Origin of the sequence: Nocardia cyriacigeorgica (assembly GCF_010868145.1) — a bacterium.
GTDB classification, from domain to species: domain Bacteria; phylum Actinomycetota; class Actinomycetes; order Mycobacteriales; family Mycobacteriaceae; genus Nocardia; species Nocardia cyriacigeorgica_D.
The window spans coordinates 81,602-94,637 of the sequence record NZ_JAAGUY010000008.1; the positions used below are offsets into that span (position 1 = coordinate 81,602).

Below are 13,036 nucleotides of genomic sequence, written 5' to 3' on the forward strand. Positions count from 1 at the left end.
AGGGGCTTACTGCGATGAATTATTACCTCTCCTGGGAAGAGTGGTGACTACCGGGACAGTCACGTCGATGGCCGGTACGCGCCGGACCGGACCAAGCGGGTCGCGACCGCAATCCGCAGCGCCACCAGCAGCCCCGCCGCGGCGAGAATCGTGTAGAGAAGCCAGGCGACGTCGGGCGTCCACAGCACGATCTGGTCGAGCCCGACGCCCGCTTGTCCGGGGACGACAACACTGAAGCCGTAGAGGATGCAAGCGAGACCAATTCCCCAGACAGCCAGTGCGGTGAGGGTCATCCACCGTCGACGGACACCGGCGGGGTGAGTCAGTTGCCAGATACTGCGCAGCACGAGCGCGATGAGCAGTCCGGCGATGCCGAGCAGGGTCGCGAGGACGGCGGAGTAGGTGTGATCGGCCGTGCCGGCCGGCGGGAGGCCGTGGAGCAAACGAGCCAGGCCGAAACCGGTTTCCAGCAGACGGGGTTCGTGGAAAGTCCCATAGGCGTCGGCGAGGAGGACCACGGCGCGGTTCTGGTCGGGCAGCAGGATTATCTGGGCCCAGTAGCCGGGACCGGCGCCGCCGTGCCAGACCATCGGCTCGGTAGTGCCTTCCACGGTCCAGCGCCGCCAGCCAAGGCCGTAGCTGCGACGTTCGCCGGTCTCGATCTCGCCACGGAACATGGCCGCGCGCTGACTCTCCGCGAGCACGCCGGCGGGACCGCCGAGGTTCGCCGCGGCGAACGCGGCGGCATCGTGCAGGGACCCGCCCAGGTAGCCGTAGGCGACGCCCGCGGGGTCGAACGGTGCGTCGAACGACATCGGGCGGCCGAAGACGAACCGGTGGCCGGGCGGGAGATTCGCATCGGCCCGGTCCTGATCGGTGATGGCCGACCGCATGCCCATCGGGTCGAGAACCCGGTCGGCGAGGACAGCGGTGAACGGTCGACCGGTGACCTGCTCCACCACGGCCGCGAGCAGCAGGTAGTTCGTACTCGAATAGTGGTGGGCCGCACCGGGTTCGTTCTCGGACGCCTCATCGGCCAGTTCTGCGACCGTGTCGATCGGACGGCGGCCCGGCTCGGTGCGGTCGGTGAAACGAGTGGAGGTAGGGATGCCGCTGGTCTGATCGAGCAGGTGGCGAATCGTGATCCGCTCCGAACGTGCTTCGTCGCGCATCCGGAACGACGGCAGATAGGTGACTACCGGCATGTCGAGCTCGAGCTCGCCGGATTCGACCAGCGTCATCACCAGCGTCGCGGTGACCGGTTTGGCGACCGAACCCCACAGGAACGGCGTCGACTTCGTCACCGGACGTCCGTCGCCGTCCGTGCCGAACGTGCCCGAATGCGCAATGCCCTGCGGCTCCACCACCGCATACGCGACGCCGGGGATTCTCACGGTGTCCATCTGTGCCCGGACGTAGGCGTCCATCGCCGGGTAGCGCACACCGTCGTCGGCGGTGATGGTCTCGCCGCCGGCCGTCGGGGCGCAGGTGCTCAGCATTGCCAGGACGGGGAGCAGCAACACCAGTCGCCCTAGCAATATGGCCATATTGGAACCATAACCGTATGGCGATATTGTTGTCACGTGCCACGAGTCGCCGATCATGACCTCCGACGGGAACAGATAGCCCGCGCATTCCAGCGATTGCTGGCCGCGGACGGGCTCGCCAGGGTGACCTTCGCCCGGGTCGCGGAGGAGGCCGGGACCTCGGTCGGCCTCATCCAGCACTACTTCCGGAACAAGGAAGAGCTGATCGGACTCGCCTACGCCGACTGCCTTACCCGCATTGATGCCCGCATCGCGATGCACACCAGGGACGGCGAGGAGAACGGCGAGCCGATCTCGGCGATGCTGCTGGCCGGACTACGGGAACTGCTGCCACTCGACGATGAGCGGATGATCGAGTTCCGGGTGGAACGGAGCCTGTGGAACTCGGCGCTCAACGACGCCGGGCTCACCGACATCGCCAGGCAGGCGAGCGCGGGCACCCGCAGACGGCTGGTCAACGCTGTCGAGAACGGCAAGAAATGCGGCGAGGTGGTGACCTCGGTGGACGCCTCGGTCGCCGCGTCGACGATCCTCGCGGTGACCCGTGGCTCGGCGGACACACTGGCGCTGGACGTCTCATCGGCCGGCCACGCCGATGAGGTGCTGCGCGCGGTGATCGCGAGCGTGTTCACCGGCAGCTGCCGGCACTACGACAGCTGACGATCAGCGAACGACGTCGACCCTGTCTCCGGGGTCGAGGTATTCGAAGAACCGGTGCGCGCCTTCCTCGGTCATGCGCACGCAGCCGTGGGAGGTGTGCTCGACGGGGCCGACATGAAAGGCGATGTCGTTGTTGAAGAACACGGCCCAACGCATCGGCGCGTGGTGCATGGTGCTCCAGTGGAACGGGCGTTTGAAGTCGACGTCGAAGACGCCCGGCGGGGTTTCGTAGCCGCGCATGCCGTGCGAGATCGGGGTGGGGCCGAAGACGACGCGGCCGTTGTCCACCAGCCAGGCCTCGTTGGTGCTCAACCGCATGCAGGCGCGGGCCTCGGGTGCGCACGGTGCGGAGGTCGGGATGATCGCCGGGACGCCGGGGATATCCGGTCCGCCGGGGAACAGCGGTTCGGCCTGTGCCGGTGCGGCGAGCAGGAATCCGGCGGACGCGGCGCCGAGGATTATTGCGAAACGAGCCGACCAGCTGCGGAAACGGTTACTGCGAATCAATTCTCCGAACCTCTCTAACCCTGCCGGCCTGCCTGATCCACGCCAGGACACCCGGACCATCTCGTCTGCACAAGCCTGGGACCACCGAGGTAGAGGTGATCATGGCCGACCATTCGCAGCCGGTCAACGATGGCGCGCGACTGGGATGAGTCCGTTACCTGCGGTCGGGCGCGCCGGACATCGTCGGGTCTGCCGTTCGCCGCGGCCCGCCACCTCGAAACGGTGACCTGACCGCGGACACGCTGGGTCGTGGTATCGGTGCCGAGGGCGCCGCTGAGCCGCCGGTCGCGGTGTTCAGTCCTCGCTGCTGTCGCGGTGGGCAAGGAATTCGAGCAATTCCGGGTCGGACGAGGTCAGCTGGTCGATTTCCTCGCCGTCGGTACAGGGGTAGAAGGTCACCGTGACCGAATCGGCACGGCGAGTTGTCACCCGCCAGATGGCGCCGGAACCCTGCCAGCGCTGCAGGATCGCGACGGGGGTGTTCGCGGTGTCGTGCGGCATGGCTTCCGGTGTCCTTCGGTGTTCGGGTTCCGGTACCCGTCGACGTTACCGGCCCGCGGGCAGACCCGCGGCGGTCGCGGCGCGGATGAGCACGTCCTCGATCATGGTCGGGGTCAATCGGCCGGTGAAGGTGTTCTGCTGGCTGACGTGGTAGCAGCCGAACACGTGCAGCGGATCCCGCGCGGGATCGCTGTGCACCAGCTCGATATGCACGCCGTGGCCGAACTTGGGACGCGGCCGCGGGATCTGCCACCCCGCAGCGGCCAGCGCGGGGAGCAGTGCCTGCCAGCCGAACGCGCCGAGCACCATGATGGAGCGCAGGGTCGGCGCGAGCAGTCGCAGCTCGGTGTCGAGCCAGTGGCGGCAGCGGTCGCGTTCCGCTGGCGTCGGTTTATTGGCCGGTGGTGCGCAGCGCACCGGAGAGGCGACGCGCACACCGAACAGGCGCAGACCGTCGTCGCGACTGACCGCGATGGGCTGATTGGCCAGTCCCACGGCATACATGGCCGCATACAGCACCTCGCCGCTGCGATCGCCGGTGAACATCCGGCCGGTGCGGTTGGCGCCGTGTGCTGCGGGTGCCAGGCCGACGATCAGCATGCGCGCGTCATCGGGACCGAATCCGGGAACGGGACGACCCCAGTAGGTCTGGTCCCGGAACGCGGCTCGCTTCTCCATGGCCACCAGCTCTCGCCACGCCACCAGGCGCGGGCAGGCCCGGCAGTGTGTCAGGGTTTCGTCGAGTTCGGCGAGGGTCCGGCACACGTGTTCAATTCGATCACACTGATGGGGGGTTCTGTGCAAATGTCCAGCTGGCGCTGTCGGGCGTAGCCCGTCCTCAGACCGCGCACGGCCGGAGCGAATGCGGAGGTACGCACAGCTGGCGCCGCCGGGCGCAGCCCGTCCTCAGACCGCGCACGGCCGGAGCGAATGCGGAGGTACGCCCTGTTCAGCTGGATGCGCGTGAATCGATCTTGCGGGCGGCACGGTCGGGCACGGTTGGTAGCATGGCGGTTCCGGCCGACCGGATGCGGACATTGCCTCCCGGATTCATCTCGAAAGAGTCATTCCATGCAGTTTGAAATCGTCGAACGGGACGAGACATGGGTTGCCGGGCTTCCGGTGCGCAGTCCCAAGCGTGCGCTGCAGGAACTGCGGGACCAGGATCTGGAAGCCGCGTGGGCTGCGGTACTGCACCACGACCTCGGCGGCCCGTTGGCCAGCGCCTACACCGATTACTCCGGCGAGCTCGGCACCTACAACACCCAGATCGTCGGCTATCAGTGCTCGTCGTTCGCTCGCGTCACTCGCGGCCATCTGGTGGCCAGGCTGCCGCGGGGCACCTACGCGCGTTTCTCCTCGGTGGGTGAGTTCCCGCAGATCATGACCGGCCTGTGGACCCAGATCGCGTACGCCGAGGAACACAAGCAGATCAAGCGCACCTTCACCGGCGATTTCGAGTGTTATCCGCACGCGTACAAGATCGATCTCTACCTGGCGGTCGATCCGCGATGAGCTACACCATCGTCGTCCGCAACGAGGCGATCTACGGCGGCCTGGTGGTGCCGCGGGTACGCCCGAGCTTCAAGGTGAGCAACAGCGAGCTGATCGAGTTCCTCAAGGATCGGCTGCGCGACCGCGCCGAGGGAACCGCCGCCGCCGAGGGCCCGATGTTCACGGTGTACGTACCCGACCCGACCGAGACCTACAACGCGCTGGTCGGTTTCGAGTACCCCGCCGCCGAGGCGGCACAGGTCGGCGATGTGCTGGTGCGCGTCCCCAAGGGCGTGTACGCGCGGTTCGTCCCCAACGGCGACTATCACGATCCGGTCGAGGATGCCTGGGCTCAGGTCGACGACGCAACGGCATCTGCCGAGATCACCCGGGCCTATCGTGAAGAAATCGAGATCTGGCACGGCCCGCACTCGGTGGAGCTGTTCATCTCCATTCTGGTATAGGTTGCTGCAGGGTTGCTAGACGCGAACCAACCGGTCTCGTTTCTCGGCTTTTATCCGGATGTGAGCGGCCTGACCTGCGGGTCTTTCGGGGCCAAAAAATGGTTTTCGGAAGATTAACCAGATATCTAGTAAATTCTGGCTCCGATGACCCATACTTCCCATGACGTACTCACTCGGCGTTCGGGGCGGCGGGTGGGTACGTCGGATGGGTTCGATCATTGTGTGCGCGCACGCAGCAACAGAGTAGGAACGTCATGGCTGTCGAAACGATCGCCGTCGACCTGGTTGAAACTTGCAGCACCTCGGCGCTGCGATTTCACGACATCGTCTCCGGATGCGACATCACTGCTACCACCCCGGACGCCGACCCCGAACTGTGGGATCGATATCTCCATGGTGCGCTGGATGTTTACCGGCACTTCCGGGTCCACACCGCCCTTGAATACGACACGGTGGCCGATGGCCGGTCCACCTCGCTGTTCTTTGCCGCGACCGACCGTACCGGCGCCGTCGTCGCCGGCGTCCGTGCGCAGGGTCCGTACCTGCGCACGGACGATGTCGGATCGCTCGCGCCCTGGTCCGGGCGCCCCGGCGAACGCGAACTGCGGGCAATGGTTGCTCGCCGCATACCGCGCGGCGTCGTCGAATCTCGCGGGGCGTGGGTGGCCCGCGATGTGCCGGGCCGACGGGAACTCGGCGCCGCGGTCTCCCGGTGTATCGCACATACACCGCGAATCCTCGGTGTCCGATACGGGTTCGCCACCGTGGCCTCGTTCACGACGGGCAGACATCGGGGCAGCGGAGGCGTTGCGGCAGAACTCATTCCCCCGGTGCCCTACCCGGACGATCGCTATCAGACCGTGCCGATCTGGTGGGACAGCCGGATGTACCGGATGTTCGCCGACCGGTTGCAGTATCTGCTGATGTGCGATGAACTGCGAGATATGGGAGTTGCCGACGGCGCGCTCGAACGAGTGCGGCGCGGCACCGGACGCAGATCGGAGAGTCGGTTCGGCTATGGCCGGTGAGAGTGACCGGGGGGTGGAATATCGGCCGCTGATACTGGATCAGCAGCACCCCGGTGATGCACGGGTGCTCGGCGAACTGCGTGCGCGCGGCGATATCGAATTCAGCGATCTACGCGATTTGCTGGATCGTGAGTTCGCCGATCTCACCGATCCGCCCGAGCGGGTCGAGGGTCGTGAATCGGATCGCTGGGTGTACTACCCGTGGCGGCGGCGCGTACTCGGATTGCCGGGCCCGCAAACGCTCCGTGCCATTCGGCTGGACCGAAACCGCAATAAGCTCACACGGGATGAGCAGCAGCGATTACGCGAGATGTCGATCGGCGTGGTCGGGCAGAGTGTTGGTCACGCCGTGGCCTACACGATTGCGTTGGAAGGTATATGCGGGTCGCTGCGGCTGGCCGATTTCGACGTGCTCGAGTTGTCGAATCTCAACCGCGTACCTGCCGGATTATTCGATATCGGCGCGAACAAAGCCGTGGTCACCGCGCGCCGGATTGCCGAACTCGATCCCTATCTTCCGATCGAGGTCTATCGCGCCGGAGTTGACGCCGACTCGGTCGACGAATTCCTTTCCGGGCTCTCGGTGGTCGTCGAGGAGTGTGATTCGCTCGATATCAAACTCGTCGTCCGCGAAGCCGCCCGCAGACACCGTATCCCGGTCGTTATGGAGACCAGCGATCGCGGCCTGCTCGACGTCGAGCGCTACGACCTGGAACCCGAACGACTGCCGTTCCACGGCTTGCTCGGCGGAGTCGGGGCGGGCGATCTGCGCGGGTTGTCCACCCGTGACAAGGCGCCCTACGTCGTCGCGCTGATGGGCCCGACCGAACTGTCGTCGCGCATGGCGGCCAGTATGGTCGAAGTCGGCGAAACCCTGAGCAGCTGGCCGCAACTGGCGGGCGATGTGATGCTCGGTGGCGCCAGCGTCACCACCGCTATCCGTCGCATCGGGCTCGGCCAGAAACTGCCCTCCGGGCGCACAAGGGTCGATCTCGAAAGCGGTGTGGACGCACTCGCCGAACCGACCCCGATCGACGACTTGGACTGGGGCGACGACGAACGGGAAGCCCCTGCCCCCGCGGACCCGGTGCACCGCATCCTCGCCTGCGCACAGCGGGCGCCCTCCGGCGGCAACGTCCAGCCGTGGACGCTGCACGCCGACGGTGACGAGATCCGGATCGACCTGGACCGCTCGGCCACCACCGCGATGGACATCGGCTACCGCGGCAGTGCGGTGGCGCTGGGGGCCGCGCTGTACAACGCGCGCGTGGCCGCGTCAGCTCACGGTGTGCTCGGCGCACACGAACTCGTCGAATCCGACGATCCCGCCGACGCGCCGATCAGCGCCGTCCTGCGGCGCACGGGCAGACCCGCCGACGCGCCCGCCGCCGACTATCCGCTGACGCTGACCCGCGAAACCAACCGCCGACTCGGCGACTCGAGCCCCATCCCCGCCGATGTGCTCGCAGAGTTGGCTGCGGCGGCCGCCGCCGAAGGCGCCACGCTGCGTTCGGTCACCGACCGCGACGGCATCGACCGCGCGGCCGATCTGCTGGCCGAATCCGATCGCATTCGCTACCTCACCCCATTGCTGCACGAGCAGCTGTTCGCGGAGCTGCGCTGGGCGGGCGAGGACCTCTCCATCGGCATCGATGCCCGCACACTCGAGCTCGCGCCCGATGAGAAGGCGGCCATGCAGATCGGCCGACGCGCCGATGTGATGGCACAACTGCACAACTGGTCGGCAGGTGCGGCGCTGGGTGATTACGCCCGCGATCGGGTGCGCTCGAGTTCGGCGGTTGTCGCGGTGACCTTCACCGATCCACCGGGTACAGACGAGAGGTCATTGGCCGGATATGTGCGTGCCGGCGGGGCCGTGCAGCGGGTGTGGATCCAGGCGGGCCGCAGCGGTTTGGCGGTGCAACCGATGTCGCCGGTGTTCCTCTATTCGCGACGTCACCGTGACTCGAACGCGATTTCTCCGGCGTACGCAGATACACTAGCGTCACTTCAAGGCTGTTTCCTGGACCTACTGGGAGTGCCGGAACATGAGACCATGGCATTGGTTCTTCGCCTGAGCTACGCGGCCGCGGCCGGTGTGCGCAGCAGGCGGCGACAGGTGCCTGGCGCGGACACCCGCAGTTAGCGCGATCGGAGACAAAGTGCCTCGGCGGACGCTCGACTCGTTGGTGACGGAAGTCGCCGCGGAGCTCATGGGTGTCGACGCAACGACGATGGTGTCGGCGACCGAAAAGGTACTGGCCACGCTGGTCGAATACTTCGACGTCGACTTCAGCTACGTGCGGCATACCGATACCGAACGGCGGGCGACGATCTTGGTCGCGGAATGGCCGCATCGAGCGAATGTGCCGGATCCGGACCCGCTGCGGGTGATCTACTTCGAACACGCCGATTCGGTGTTCCGCGCCCTCGAACACGCCACCGAGCCGTTCCTTGTCACTCCTGACGACGCCGACTATCAGGAGACGATCCAGCGTGCTTCTGGATTGCCCAACGTCACCTCGGCGGCGGTGCCGCTGGTGTCGCGCGGTCAATCCACCGGCCTGCTCGGGTTCATCAAGGTCGGTGACCGGGAATGGAGCACTCGCGAGCTCAACGTCCTCAAGGCGATCGCCACACTTTTCGCCCAGCTACAGGCCCGCGTGGTGGCCGAGGAGCGGTTGCGCTACATCGCACTGCACGACGATCTGACCGGGCTGGCCAACCGGCGGGCCCTGCTCGAACACATGGAACACCGGCTCGGTGAAGGCAGCCCCGGCCCGGTGGCGGCGTTCTTCCTCGATCTGGACCGGCTCAAGGCGCTCAACGATTTCCTCGGCCACACCGCGGGCGACAACTTCATCCGCAGCCTGTCAACCCGGCTGAAGGAGAACCTCGATACCAACGACATGATCGCCCGCCTCGGCGGCGACGAATTCGTCATCGTGCCCGCCAAACCGATGGACGCCGTCGCCGCCGAACACGAGGCGGGCCGTATCCAACAGCTCATCGGACGGCGCGTCACCGTCGGTGGTGAGTCCGTCAGCCGAGCCGCGAGCATCGGCGTCGCGGTCGGCATTCCCGGCGAGACCACGGTGGCCGATGTGCTGCGACGCGCCGACCATGCCCTGCTCTCGGCGAAATCCGGTGGCGGTAACGGCGTCGCGATCTTCACCGACGCCATGCGCGCGCAGTTCGAGTTGCAGGACGATGTGGAGCTGAATCTGCGCGGCGCGGTCTCCGACGGATCGCTGATCCTGCACTACCAGCCGGAGGTCGACCTGCGCACCGGGCGGATCGTGGCCATGGAGGCGCTGGTGCGCTGGCTGCATCCGACCAGGGGCCTGCTACCGCCGGGTGCCTTCGTCACCGTCGCCGAAGCCACCAATCTGGCCGGTGAACTCGGCCGCTGGGTGATCCGTTCGGCCTGTGCCCAGTTCGCCGAATGGCGCAGGCAGGGGCTGGCCGCGAATGTGGTGATGCGGATCAATGTCTCGCCGGTGCAGTTGGTGAGCCTGGATTTCGTGGAGCGAATCGAAGACATCCTGCGCATGTTCGGCATCGACGGCAGTTCGGTCTGCCTCGAGATCACCGAGCATGTGGTGGTGCAGGATCTGGCCCGCACCCAGGTCACGCTGCGCGGGCTCAAGCGCATGGGCGTGCAGATCGCCATCGACGATTTCGGCACCGGCTACAGCTCCCTCTCGCATCTGAAAGCGCTGCCGGTGGACGCGGTGAAGATCGATCGCGGATTCGTGCAGCGGCTCGGCGCGAGCACCGACGATCTGGCCATCGTGAAGTCGATCATCGGGCTTGCCGGGTCGTTCGGGCTCGGCGTGGTCGGTGAGGGTGTGGAGACGCCGGTCGCCGCCCGCACGTTGGTCGGGCTCGGCTGCTACCGGGCTCAGGGCTTCCTGATCGCGCGGCCCATGCCCGCCGAGGAGGTCGAGCAGCATCTGGCCGCAGGGCGAATCCCGCTCAATCTGGATCTGCCGCGCGTCGATCGGAACCTGACCGCTCGCTGACCGGTGCCGTTTGACCGGTTGGCTGGTTCTTTCACGCCTGTTCACGTGCCGTTCGACGCGACGGTTCCGGCGGTAACCCGGCTGACGTCACGATCGGCGGCGTGCGCATCGTGCAGCTGGCGAACTTCTACGGCCCGCGGTCGGGTGGCTTGCGCACCGCACTGCATCACCTCGGCGAAGGCTATGCGGCTGCCGGTCACGAGGTGGTACTCATCGTGCCAGGCGCGCGGCGCGGTGAGGAACTGCTGCCCACCGGTGCCCTGCGAATCACGCTGCCTGCCGTGGCGATCCCGGGGACCGGCGGCTACCGGGCTGCGGATCCGCGACGGGTTGCCGATGTGCTGGCCGGGCTGCGGCCGGATGTGCTCGAGGTATCGGACCGGTTGACGTTGCGTGGTTTCGGCCGCTGGTCCCGGCGCCGTGACGTCGCGAGCGTGATGATCTCCCATGAACGGCTGGACCGGCTGCTCGGCCAGATCATGCCCCGCGCACTTGCCCGTCGCTGCGCCGATCTGGCCAATCGCCGCACCGCCACCGAATACGACATCGTGGTGTGCACAACGGAATTCGCGCGGGCGGAGTTTCATCGGATCGGCGCTGCGAACGTCGAACTGGTACCGCTCGGTGTCGACCTCGACCTGTTCAGTCCGCGCCGCGCCGACAACGGATTGCGCGCCGACCTCGGTGTGCCCGGCCGCCCGCTGCTGGTGCACTGCGGCAGGCTCTCGGTGGAAAAGCGGGTGGACCGCAGCATCGAGGCGGTGGCCGCGCTGCGGCAGTCCGGGGTCGAGGCGAGGCTGGTGGTCGCGGGGGATGGGCCGCGACGCGACGCTCTGCATCGGCGCGCACGTGCGCTGCCCACCCTCCCGGGCGGTCGGCCCGCGGTGCATTTCACCGGCTTCATCACCGACCGGTCGATGGTGGCGACACTTCTCGCCACGGCGGATGTTTCGCTGGCGCCAGGCCCGCACGAGACCTTCGGGCTCGCGGCGCTCGAGGCGCTGGCCGCGGGCACCCCCGTGGTGGCGAGCCGGTCCTCGGCGCTCGCCGATATCGTCACCGCCGACTGTGGCGCGGTGGCCGACGATGATCCCGGTGCCTTCGCCGACGCCGTCACCGAGGTGCTTGCACTGCCGCAGGCCGGTCGTCGGCAGGCGGCGCGCCGCCGCGCCGAGCAGTTCACCTGGCCCGCCGCGGTCGCGGGCATGCTCGCCGTGCTCGGTGGTTGAGCGAATCGTTCCAGATCGTGGCTCGGATCGGTAATGTCCGGCTGACATTCGCTGATGGACGAACAGATCGGAAGTGGGATCGATGGGTCGCGTGCGGGCACGCCGGAGGGCGACGGTTCAGGGCGCCAAGACCGTGATCACGGGCGCGGCGAGCGGGATCGGCCGAGCCACCGCCAAGGCTGCCGCCGCTGAAGGAGCCGAACTGGTGCTCACCGATATCGACGCGGCCGGCCTGGCCGCCACGGTCGCCGATATCGAACGTGACGGCGGGAAGGTGCTGGTCGCGACGCCGCTCGACATCACAGACCATGAGGCCGTCGTCGCGTTCGCCGACGATGTGCACTCCCGCTTCGGCAGCGTGGATGTGGTGATGAACGTGGCTGGCACCTCGGTATGGGGCACCGTCGACAGCCTCGAGCACCGGCATTGGCAGCGGATGGTCGACATCAACCTGATGGGGCCGATCCACGTGATCGAAACCTTCGTCCCGGAAATGGTTCGCGCAGGTCGGGGTGGTGCGCTGGTCAACGTCTCCTCGGCTGCCGGGCTGCTCGCGCTGCCCTGGCATGCGGCCTACAGCGCCAGCAAGTACGGCCTGCGCGGTCTCTCCGAGGTGCTGCGGTTCGAACTGGCCCAGCACGGTATCTCGGTCCACCTGGTGGCACCGGGCGCGGTGAATACGCCGCTGGTGCAGAGCTTCGAGCTCGTCGGCGTTGACAAGGAGGATCCGCGGGTCCGCAAACTGGTCTCCCGGTTCACCAGTCACGCGGTCTCGCCGGAGCGGGTGGCGACGGCGATCCTTCGGGGTATCGAACGCAACCGATTCATCGTCTACACCTCGTTCGATATCCGCTTCGGCTACTGGTGGAAGCGCAAGTTCGCGTTCCCCTACGAGTTGCTGATGCGGCAGGCCAACGTGCAGTTCAGCAGGCTTCGAACTTCTCTGAACAATCGAGAGTCTCCGCGCAATCGAGAGTCCCCGCGGGGCTGACGCCCTCGGGGCAGTTGAGGTGCACGTCGAGCATGCGCGCGCCGGGGCCTTCGTTGCCGAGGTGGTCGAACTCGTTGACGATCTTGCAACTGCCGAGTGACAGGCAGCCGCAGCCGATGCAGTCGGTGAGGTTGTCACGCAAACGCACCAGTTGGGTGATGCGTTCTTCGAGGTCCGTGCGCCAGGTGGTGGACAGCGTCTCCCAGTCTCGCCGGGTCGGATTACGGCCCTCCGGCAACCGATCGAGGGCATCGCGGATCTCGCTCAGCGGGATCCCGACCCGCTGTGAGATACGGATGAAAGCGACCCGACGCAGCGTTTCCCTGGTGTATCGGCGTTGGTTGCCGCTGGTGCGGCGGCTCGATATGAGCCCCTCGCGTTCGTAGAAGTGCAACGCGGAGACCGCTACTCCGCTACGCTCGGACAGCTGACCGGGAGTCAGCTCCTTGGCACGCCAATCTGCTGTCGTCGTCATTCTGCACTCCTCCTTTACCTGAACCCTACTTCAGGTTATCCGGTCTTCGGGGCGAATCGTCGCACATCACCACCGGAGGCAAGGACACGCGGCAATTCCGTGCTCTCCAGGCGTT

The 13,036-nt window shown here is 66.8% G+C and carries 13 protein-coding genes; 8 read left to right on the forward strand and 5 right to left on the reverse strand.

The features are described from left to right. Positions 1–59: 59 nt before the first annotated feature. A complete protein-coding gene (locus GV792_RS12405; protein WP_163824243.1) occupies positions 60–1,547 on the reverse strand; it encodes a serine hydrolase domain-containing protein in 1,488 nt (495 codons plus the stop codon). A gap of 36 nt (positions 1,548–1,583) precedes the next feature. Between GV792_RS12405 and GV792_RS12410 the strand changes: the two genes are divergently transcribed. Then, a complete protein-coding gene (locus GV792_RS12410; protein ID WP_163824244.1) occupies positions 1,584–2,207 on the forward strand; it encodes a TetR/AcrR family transcriptional regulator in 624 nt (207 codons plus the stop codon). A 3-nt stretch (positions 2,208–2,210) separates the two neighbouring features. On the opposite strand, the gene GV792_RS12415 is transcribed toward GV792_RS12410, so the two are convergent. The 3 genes from GV792_RS12415 to GV792_RS12425 all read right to left on the reverse strand — a co-directional run bounded on the left by GV792_RS12415 (position 2,211) and on the right by GV792_RS12425 (position 3,980). Then, positions 2,211–2,714: a L,D-transpeptidase gene (locus GV792_RS12415; RefSeq protein ID WP_163824245.1), complete on the reverse strand. Its 504-nt coding sequence runs from the start codon at positions 2,712–2,714 to the stop codon at positions 2,211–2,213. Positions 2,715–3,008: 294 nt separating this feature from the next. Continuing rightward, on the reverse strand, positions 3,009–3,215 hold the full coding sequence (locus GV792_RS12420; protein ID WP_163824246.1) for a hypothetical protein: 207 nt from the start codon (positions 3,213–3,215) through the stop codon (positions 3,009–3,011). Between the two features lie 45 nt (positions 3,216–3,260). Beyond that, positions 3,261–3,980: a uracil-DNA glycosylase gene (locus tag GV792_RS12425; protein WP_309139104.1), complete on the reverse strand. Its 720-nt coding sequence runs from the start codon at positions 3,978–3,980 to the stop codon at positions 3,261–3,263. Positions 3,981–4,286: 306 nt separating this feature from the next. Here GV792_RS12425 and GV792_RS12430 point away from each other — a divergent pair, with 306 nt between their 5' ends. From GV792_RS12430 to GV792_RS12460, 7 genes are all read left to right on the forward strand, one after another. Next, a complete protein-coding gene (locus tag GV792_RS12430) occupies positions 4,287–4,730 on the forward strand; it encodes a GyrI-like domain-containing protein (RefSeq protein WP_163824247.1) in 444 nt (147 codons plus the stop codon). Then, positions 4,727–5,173: an effector binding domain-containing protein gene (locus GV792_RS12435; protein WP_163824248.1), complete on the forward strand. Its 447-nt coding sequence runs from the start codon at positions 4,727–4,729 to the stop codon at positions 5,171–5,173. Before GV792_RS12430 ends, GV792_RS12435 begins: the two co-directional genes overlap by 4 nt. A gap of 254 nt (positions 5,174–5,427) precedes the next feature. Further along, positions 5,428–6,201, forward strand: a complete 774-nt coding sequence (locus GV792_RS12440; RefSeq protein ID WP_163824249.1) for a hypothetical protein — start codon at positions 5,428–5,430, stop codon at positions 6,199–6,201. After that, positions 6,191–8,347 carry an Rv1355c family protein gene (locus GV792_RS12445; protein ID WP_163824250.1) on the forward strand — a complete coding sequence of 719 codons (2,157 nt, stop codon included), beginning with the start codon at positions 6,191–6,193 and terminating at the stop codon, positions 8,345–8,347. Before GV792_RS12440 ends, GV792_RS12445 begins: the two co-directional genes overlap by 11 nt. Before the next feature lie 43 nt (positions 8,348–8,390). Continuing rightward, positions 8,391–10,226, forward strand: coding sequence for a putative bifunctional diguanylate cyclase/phosphodiesterase (locus GV792_RS12450; RefSeq protein ID WP_309138531.1), 1,836 nt, complete (start codon positions 8,391–8,393; stop codon positions 10,224–10,226). Positions 10,227–10,327: 101 nt separating this feature from the next. Continuing rightward, positions 10,328–11,455, forward strand: coding sequence for a glycosyltransferase (locus GV792_RS12455; RefSeq protein ID WP_163824251.1), 1,128 nt, complete (start codon positions 10,328–10,330; stop codon positions 11,453–11,455). A gap of 82 nt (positions 11,456–11,537) precedes the next feature. Further along, positions 11,538–12,446, forward strand: coding sequence for an SDR family oxidoreductase (locus GV792_RS12460; RefSeq protein ID WP_163824252.1), 909 nt, complete (start codon positions 11,538–11,540; stop codon positions 12,444–12,446). Here GV792_RS12460 and soxR read toward each other — a convergent pair. Continuing rightward, positions 12,379–12,921, reverse strand: a complete 543-nt coding sequence (gene soxR / locus GV792_RS12465) for a redox-sensitive transcriptional activator SoxR (protein WP_256668191.1) — start codon at positions 12,919–12,921, stop codon at positions 12,379–12,381. The genes GV792_RS12460 and soxR overlap by 68 nt on opposite strands. Positions 12,922–13,036 lie beyond the last annotated feature (115 nt).

Bases quoted from the DNA above. Each gene is read 5' to 3' on its own strand.
- GV792_RS12405 (WP_163824243.1), bottom strand. From the start codon at position 1,547: ATGGCCATATTGCTAGGGCGACTGGTGTTGCTGCTCCCCGTCCTGGCA.
- GV792_RS12420 (WP_163824246.1), bottom strand. From the start codon at position 3,215: ATGCCGCACGACACCGCGAACACCCCCGTCGCGATCCTGCAGCGCTGG.
- GV792_RS12430 (WP_163824247.1), top strand. From the start codon at position 4,287: ATGCAGTTTGAAATCGTCGAACGGGACGAGACATGGGTTGCCGGGCTT.
- GV792_RS12435 (WP_163824248.1), top strand. From the start codon at position 4,727: ATGAGCTACACCATCGTCGTCCGCAACGAGGCGATCTACGGCGGCCTG.
- GV792_RS12440 (WP_163824249.1), top strand. From the start codon at position 5,428: ATGGCTGTCGAAACGATCGCCGTCGACCTGGTTGAAACTTGCAGCACC.
- GV792_RS12445 (WP_163824250.1), top strand. From the start codon at position 6,191: ATGGCCGGTGAGAGTGACCGGGGGGTGGAATATCGGCCGCTGATACTG.
- GV792_RS12460 (WP_163824252.1), top strand. From the start codon at position 11,538: ATGGGTCGCGTGCGGGCACGCCGGAGGGCGACGGTTCAGGGCGCCAAG.
- soxR (WP_256668191.1), bottom strand. From the start codon at position 12,921: ATGACGACGACAGCAGATTGGCGTGCCAAGGAGCTGACTCCCGGTCAG.